The 6,447-nt window shown below is 66.0% G+C and carries 6 protein-coding genes; 1 reads left to right on the top strand and 5 read right to left on the bottom strand.

The genetic code is table 11. The annotated features are described in order from the left end of the window. Window positions 1-129: 129 nt before the first annotated feature. Window positions 130-507: a hypothetical protein gene (locus QAR72_RS15350; RefSeq protein ID WP_304618251.1), complete on the top strand. Its 378-nt coding sequence runs from the start codon at window positions 130-132 to the stop codon at window positions 505-507. Between the two features lie 23 nt (window positions 508-530). On the opposite strand, the gene carB is transcribed toward QAR72_RS15350, so the two are convergent. From carB to QAR72_RS15325, 5 genes are all read right to left on the bottom strand, one after another. Next, complete coding sequence (gene carB / locus QAR72_RS15345) at window positions 531-3,869, bottom strand: carbamoyl-phosphate synthase large subunit (RefSeq protein WP_304618250.1); 3,339 nt, start codon at window positions 3,867-3,869, stop codon at window positions 531-533. Between the two features lie 114 nt (window positions 3,870-3,983). Further along, window positions 3,984-4,760 carry a DUF1217 domain-containing protein gene (locus tag QAR72_RS15340; RefSeq protein WP_304618249.1) on the bottom strand — a complete coding sequence of 259 codons (777 nt, stop codon included), beginning with the start codon at window positions 4,758-4,760 and terminating at the stop codon, window positions 3,984-3,986. 13 nt (window positions 4,761-4,773) lie between these two features. Beyond that, complete coding sequence (flbT, locus tag QAR72_RS15335) at window positions 4,774-5,178, bottom strand: flagellar biosynthesis repressor FlbT (RefSeq protein WP_304618248.1); 405 nt, start codon at window positions 5,176-5,178, stop codon at window positions 4,774-4,776. Then, window positions 5,175-5,540, bottom strand: a complete 366-nt coding sequence (flaF, locus tag QAR72_RS15330; protein ID WP_304618247.1) for a flagellar biosynthesis regulator FlaF — start codon at window positions 5,538-5,540, stop codon at window positions 5,175-5,177. The genes flbT and flaF overlap by 4 nt, the downstream gene beginning before the upstream one ends. Before the next feature lie 66 nt (window positions 5,541-5,606). Further along, window positions 5,607-6,447: flagellin N-terminal helical domain-containing protein (locus QAR72_RS15325; RefSeq protein ID WP_304618246.1), on the bottom strand; the 841-nt coding region annotated here is incomplete at its 5' end.

Here is a 6,447-nt window from a genome sequence, read left to right as displayed (position 1 = left end):
GGCTTCAACCGCTCCATCTGCGCGTCAGTCAGCCAGAAAAGATTGCTCATCATCACCCCCGTCAGTTCGGGAGCTTGAATCACGCGGGCCGGACAGCCTCAAGAAAATCAATGGGTCCTGACCCTAGGCATGATGGTTGAGCAGGAGCGCTTTCCACGGCCATCGATAGTCTACCTAGATGGCGACCAAGATCCTCGAGCTGGTTGTAATATCCTGCCAGGAGGAGATGTCCCGGAAAGAGTTGTATTCGAAGGACTGGCCGCGATTGGTTGGCCTGACATTCCCAATCGTATTGAAAGAGGCGCCGCAGAAACAATTGATGCGCTAAACGCGGTCATGGTAATGCCGGACCACCACCTTTGGGTGAACACTGCTGGCGATCGTCTCGTTATTGGAGGCGATATGCTTTGGCAGGTTTTGGCATCATCATGGGTAAAGAACTGCTTAGATGGACAGACTGCAGATGCAGTGTGTCAGCCTGTGCGCGACGCGCTCGCAGGTGTCTGACAACAGGAACAGGTGCTGCAGGCCTAAGCCTGCAGCGACCTGACCCCGACTTCCCCCTCCTCGCGCGACTTGATCGCCGCCACCGCCGCGATACTGCCCGCGGCCGTGGTGAAATAGGGGATCTTGTCGTAAAGGGCGACGGCGCGGATCTCGCGCGAATCGGTGATGGCCTGGGCGCCCTCGGTCGTGTTCAGGACCATCGCGATCTCGCCGTTCTTCAGGCGGTCGACGATGTTCGGGCGGCCCTCGTAGACCTTGTTCACGCGGGTCGAGGCCACGCCCTGATCATCCAGGAAATCCGCCGTGCCCGAGGTGGCGACCAGCGAAAAGCCCATCGCGACCAGATCGCGGGCGGCCTGCGCCAGGGCCGGCGTCTTGTCGGAATCCTTGACCGACAGGAAGACGCGCCCCTCGGAGGGCAGATGCGTGCCCGCGCCCATCTGCGCCTTGAGGAAGGCGCGGGCGAAGTTGCGGTCCCAGCCCATCACCTCGCCGGTCGAGCGCATTTCCGGGCCCAGCAGCGTGTCGACGCCGGGGAAGCGGGCGAAGGGCAGCACGGCCTCCTTGACCGAGAACCACGGCGTGATCGGGTCGGCCAGCGTCATCGGATCGGCAAAGGGCAGGTCGTCCTCGGGGCCGACGCCTTCGGGATAGGGGGGCCGGGCGGGGAAGTTCGACATCGGCTCGCCCGCCATCAGGCGCGCGGCGATCGAGGCGATGGCGCTGTCGGTGGCCTTGGCGACGAAGGGGACGGTGCGCGAGGCGCGCGGGTTCACCTCGAGCACGAAGATCTGGCCGTCTTTCAGCGCGAATTGCACGTTCATCAGGCCGCGGACCTTGAGCGCGCGGGCCATCGCGGCGGTCTGCGCCTTGAGTTCGGAGATGGTCGCCGCGTCCAGCGTGTGGGGCGGCAGCGAGCAGGCGCTGTCGCCGGAATGGACGCCCGCTTCCTCGATATGCTCCATGATGCCGGCGACGTGGACATGCTCGCCATCGCAGAGGGCGTCGACATCGACCTCGATCGCGCCCGAGAGGTAGCTGTCCAGAAGGACCGGGCTCTTGCCCGAGACGGTCACGGCCTCGGAGATGTAGCGGCGCAGATGGTCCATGTCGCGCACGATCTCCATCGCGCGGCCGCCGAGGACATAGGAGGGGCGGATGACCAGCGGGAAGCCGATACGCTCGGCGATTTCAATGGCTTGCGCATCGCTGCTGGCAATGCCGTTGATCGGCTGCTTGAGGCCGAGATCGTTCAGCAGCTTCTGGAAACGCTCGCGATCCTCGGCCAGGTCGATTGCGTCGGGGGTGGTGCCGAGGATGGGTATGCCCTCGGCTTCCAGCGCGTTGGCCAGTTTCAGGGGCGTCTGGCCGCCGAACTGGACGATGACGCCGTGCAGCGTGCCGGCCTGCTGTTCGGTGTGCAGGATCTCGAGCACATGTTCCAGCGTCAGCGGTTCGAAATAGAGACGGTCCGAGGTGTCATAATCGGTGCTGACCGTTTCCGGGTTGCAGTTGATCATGATCGTCTCGTAGCCCGCGCCGGTCAGCGCGAAGCAGGCATGGCAGCAGCAATAGTCGAACTCGATCCCCTGGCCGATCCGGTTCGGGCCGCCGCCCAGGATGACGACCTTCTTCGCGTCGGTCGGGCGGGATTCGCATTCCACGTCGCCCATCGCGGGGGCCTCGTAGGTCGAATACATGTAGGGGGTCTGGGCCTCGAACTCGGCCGCGCAGGTGTCGATGCGCTTGAAGACCGGGCGGATCCCGTGGGCACGGCGGGCGCGACGGATCTCGGCCTCGTCGCGGCCGGTCAGATGGGCCAGGCGGGCATCGGTGAAGCCCATCATCTTGACCTGGCGCAGGCCCTCCTCGTCCGAGGGCAGGCCGTTCTCGCGGATCTGGTGCTCGGCATCGACGATCTCGCGGATGCGGGCCAGGAACCAGGGGTCGAAGCTGGTGACGCGCTGGATCTCGTCATTGGTCAGGCCGAAGCGCATCGCCTCGGCGATCACGCGGATGCGGTCGGGGGTCGCCTTGGACAGGGCCGCGATCACGGCGGGCTTGCCCTGGTCGGCGGCGCCCTCGATAGCGATCTCGTCGAGGCCGGTCAGGCCGTTCTCCATCGAGGCCAGCGCCTTTTGCAGCGATTCATGGAAGCTGCGGCCGATGGCCATGACCTCGCCCACGGATTTCATCGCGGTGGTCAGCTCGGGCTTCGAGCCCGGGAATTTCTCGAAGGCGAAGCGCGGGATCTTGGTCACGACATAGTCGATCGAGGGCTCGAAGCTGGCCGGCGTCACCTTGGTGATGTCGTTGTCCAGCTCGTCCAGGGTGTAGCCGACGGCCAGTTTCGCGGCGATCTTGGCAATCGGGAAGCCGGTCGCCTTGGAGGCGAGCGCCGAGCTGCGCGAGACGCGCGGGTTCATCTCGATCACGACCATGCGCCCATCGGCGGGGTTGATCGCCCATTGCACGTTCGAGCCGCCGGTTTCCACACCGATCTCGCGCAGCACCGCGATCGAGCCGTTGCGCATGATCTGGTATTCGCGATCGGTCAGGGTCAGGGCCGGGGCGACGGTGATGGAATCGCCGGTATGGACGCCCATCGGGTCGACGTTCTCGATCGAGCAGACGATGATGGCGTTGTCGTTGCGATCGCGCACGACCTCCATCTCGTACTCCTTCCACCCCAGAAGGGATTCGTCGATCAGCACCTGCGCGACCGGCGAGGCGTCGAGGCCCGAGCGCACGATCCGTTCGTAATCGTCGCGGTTATAGGCGACGCCGCCGCCCGTGCCGCCCAGTGTGAAGGCCGGGCGGATGATCGCGGGCAGGCCGATCTCCTCGAGCGCGTCCATCGCCTGGGCGACACCGGCATTCACGTCGTATTTGCCGTTCGCGCCCTTGGGTGCGGCGATGATCGTGGCCTTGGGGTTTTCCAGACCGATCCGGTCCATCGCCTCGCGGAAGAGCTTGCGATCCTCGGCCATCTCGATGGCGGCGCGCTGCGCGCCGATCAGCTCGACCCCGTAGCGGTTCAGCACGCCGTTATCGGCCAGGGCCAGCGCCGTGTTCAGGCCGGTCTGCCCGCCCATCGTCGGCAACAATGCGTCGGGGCGTTCCTTGGCGATGATCTTCTCGACGATCTCGGGGGTGATCGGCTCGATATAGGTCGCGTCGGCCATCTCGGGATCGGTCATGATCGTGGCCGGGTTCGAGTTGACCAGGATGACCCGGTAGCCTTCCTCGCGCAGGGCCTTGCAGGCCTGGGCGCCGGAATAGTCGAATTCGCAGGCCTGCCCGATCACGATGGGGCCTGCGCCGATGATCAGGATGGACTTGATATCGGTTCTCTTCGGCATGGTCGCCCCCGGATGTGCTGGATTTGCGTAAATCGACCGGGGTTATAGTCAAGACCGCCTTGGGCGCAAGGTGCGGCGGGCCGCGCGCGGCCGCAAAATGCGCGCTGTGGCAGGCTAGGGCCGGGCCAGCAGGGTCAGCGCGGCGCTGTAGCGGTTCTGTCCCGCCGGCTGGGTCAGCTGGGCGCGCGCCAGGAACGAGACGATCAGCCGCTCGGTCGCGGCGGGTTCGGCCAGATCGGACAGGCTGGACGTGCCGAACTGGCGCTGCGCGGCCTTGATGAATTCCGCGTTCTGGCGTTCGACCGGAAGCTTGCCGAAGCTGGGGCCGAAGCCCAGGGCCGTCTCGAACACCTTGCGCAGGGGCGGGTTGCCCATCACCTCGTACCACTGGGTCGCGGCGCTTTTCCCGCTGCTTGCGAAGGCCGCGATCTCGCGCCTGGCATTGAGGGCGAGGCGCAGATCCTCGTCCCCCGCGCCCACGCGGCGTTCGTATTCGCGCTGGATGAAGGCCTGGCCCAGCCTTTCGCCCAGATCGGCGGCCGGCCCCTTGGGCGCGGTGAAGCCCAGCGCCTCGGCCATGCGCAGATAGCGCTTGTCGCTGAGCCGGTTCACCAGCGCGTTGCGGTCGCCAAGGTCGGAGTCCAGGACCTTGCGGATGAAGGCCTTGTTGGCGACGTCGTTTTCCAGCCCGAAGGCCGACAGGACCGCGCTGAGCATGCGGTAATCGCCGACCAGCGCTTCGGGCGAGGCGAGCTTGTCGGGATTGTTGCGCAGATAGCTCGTCGCGCGCTGCACGACGGCATCACGGCGCAGTATCTCGATCTGGCGGGCTTCGGTCCTCTGCAGGATCTTCCACCCCAGAAGCCCCCCCGTGCCGGTGCTGATCGGCATCATCGGCCTGCCCTCACTGGCGGGCGATGGCGAAAAGCCGCGCCTCGCGGGGCAGCAATTCACGCAGGCGGCGCATCGCCTGATAAGGGTTGTCCTGGACGGCGTGATCGCTGGCCTTGGCCAGCAGGACGCGACTGTCGCGGTCGTCGAAGACCTGGCTCAGCTGCTCGATCGCGCGGATCAGCTGCTGGCGGCCGGTGGCCGCATCGGTATCGCCGGACAGCATCAGCTGCGCGATGTAGCAGGCCCGAGAGACCGGAGTCGTCGCCGCATCGGGGTGGATCGCGTCGCGCAGGCGGAGCACGTTGACGTTGGGCGTCTTGATCGAGATGCGCGACCGGCGGTCGCCGTTCTCGATGACGGCACCATTGATCAGAATGCGCTCGTTCGGGGCAAGCTTGAGGACGAGGCCGCTCATGCCGCGACCTCGCCGCGCAGGCCCTTCATGATCGACAGGTTGATGTCGATCAGCGCATCGGTGCCGGCCTCGCCCGCCAGGGCCGCATGGCCGCGCCGGAGGCAGAAGCCGGCCAGCGACAGAAGCCCTGCGCGCATCGCTTCCGGCAGCGCATTGCCCGGCTCGGCGAGGTCGGCGGCCAGGATCGTCCAGAGTTCGTTGTTCAGGTGCACGGCCTGCACGGCCTCTGCCGTGATGCAGTGCCGGGGCGCCTGGCGCAGCAGGCGGGTGACGCGCGAGAATGCGTCGTATTCCGCGTCGCGGGGGTTGCGCAGGGCTGCGCTCTTGTATCCGTGCTGGGTGAGAGGGGTGACCGCGTTCAAGGATGTCTTCCCGTTCTGGAGTGTCTTGGGGATGGGAGGGGGCGCCACGCGGCGCCCCGACCATCATCAGCGGAACAGCGACAGGATCGCCGACGGCGCCTGGTTGGCGATGGACAGCGCCTGGATGCCCAGCTGTTGCTGGGTCTGCAGCGCCTGGAGCCGGGCCGAGGCCTCTTCCATGTCGGCATCCACCAGCGCGCCCATGCCGATCTTCAGCGAATCGGACAGCTTGCCGACGAAGTTCGACTGGTCGGCGATGCGCTTGCCCGCCGAGCCCAGATCGGCGGCGCCCTGGATGGCGATGTCGATCAGGGCCTCGATCTCGCCGATCGCGGTCACGGCAGTGGCCCGGCTGTTGATCGAGGTGACCGTGGCCCCCGCGATATCTGCCTCGAAGTCGACGCCGTTCACCGTGATCGGGACCGCATCGGTGTCGACCGTGCCGTTCACGCGATCAAGCGAGCTCAGCACGCTGAAGCTGGTGCCACCCGTGCCGTTGACATCGGTCGCCAGCAGGTTGATCCCGTTCAGCTGCGAGGCGGCGACGATCGAGGTGATCTGCGCCCTCTTCGCGGCGATATCCGTCTGGATCTTGCCGAAATCGGCCGCGTCATTCGCCGCGCCGATGGCCAGGTCCTTCATCTCGCGCAGAAGGTCGGTGATCTGCTCGGCGCCGGCACGAGCCGTCGCCACGACCGCATCGGCCACGTTCAGGTTCTTCTGGATGGTCTTGAACGCCGACTGGTCGGTTTCCATGACCTTGGCGATGGCCCAGACGGCGGCATTGTCCTTGGCGTTGCCCACGGCCTTGCCGGTCGAGATCTCGGCCTGCGCCTTGCCCAGATTGGCATTCACCGATTTCAGGGTCTGGAGCGCGACCATGGCGCTGTTGTTGGTCAGAATGCTG

Origin of the sequence: Paracoccus sp. (in: a-proteobacteria), assembly GCF_030604785.1 — a bacterium.
In the GTDB taxonomy this organism is placed as follows: Bacteria; Pseudomonadota; Alphaproteobacteria; order Rhodobacterales; family Rhodobacteraceae; genus Paracoccus.
Note: the sequence above shows the minus strand (reverse complement) of the source record. Positions and strands in the feature narration are given on the sequence as shown.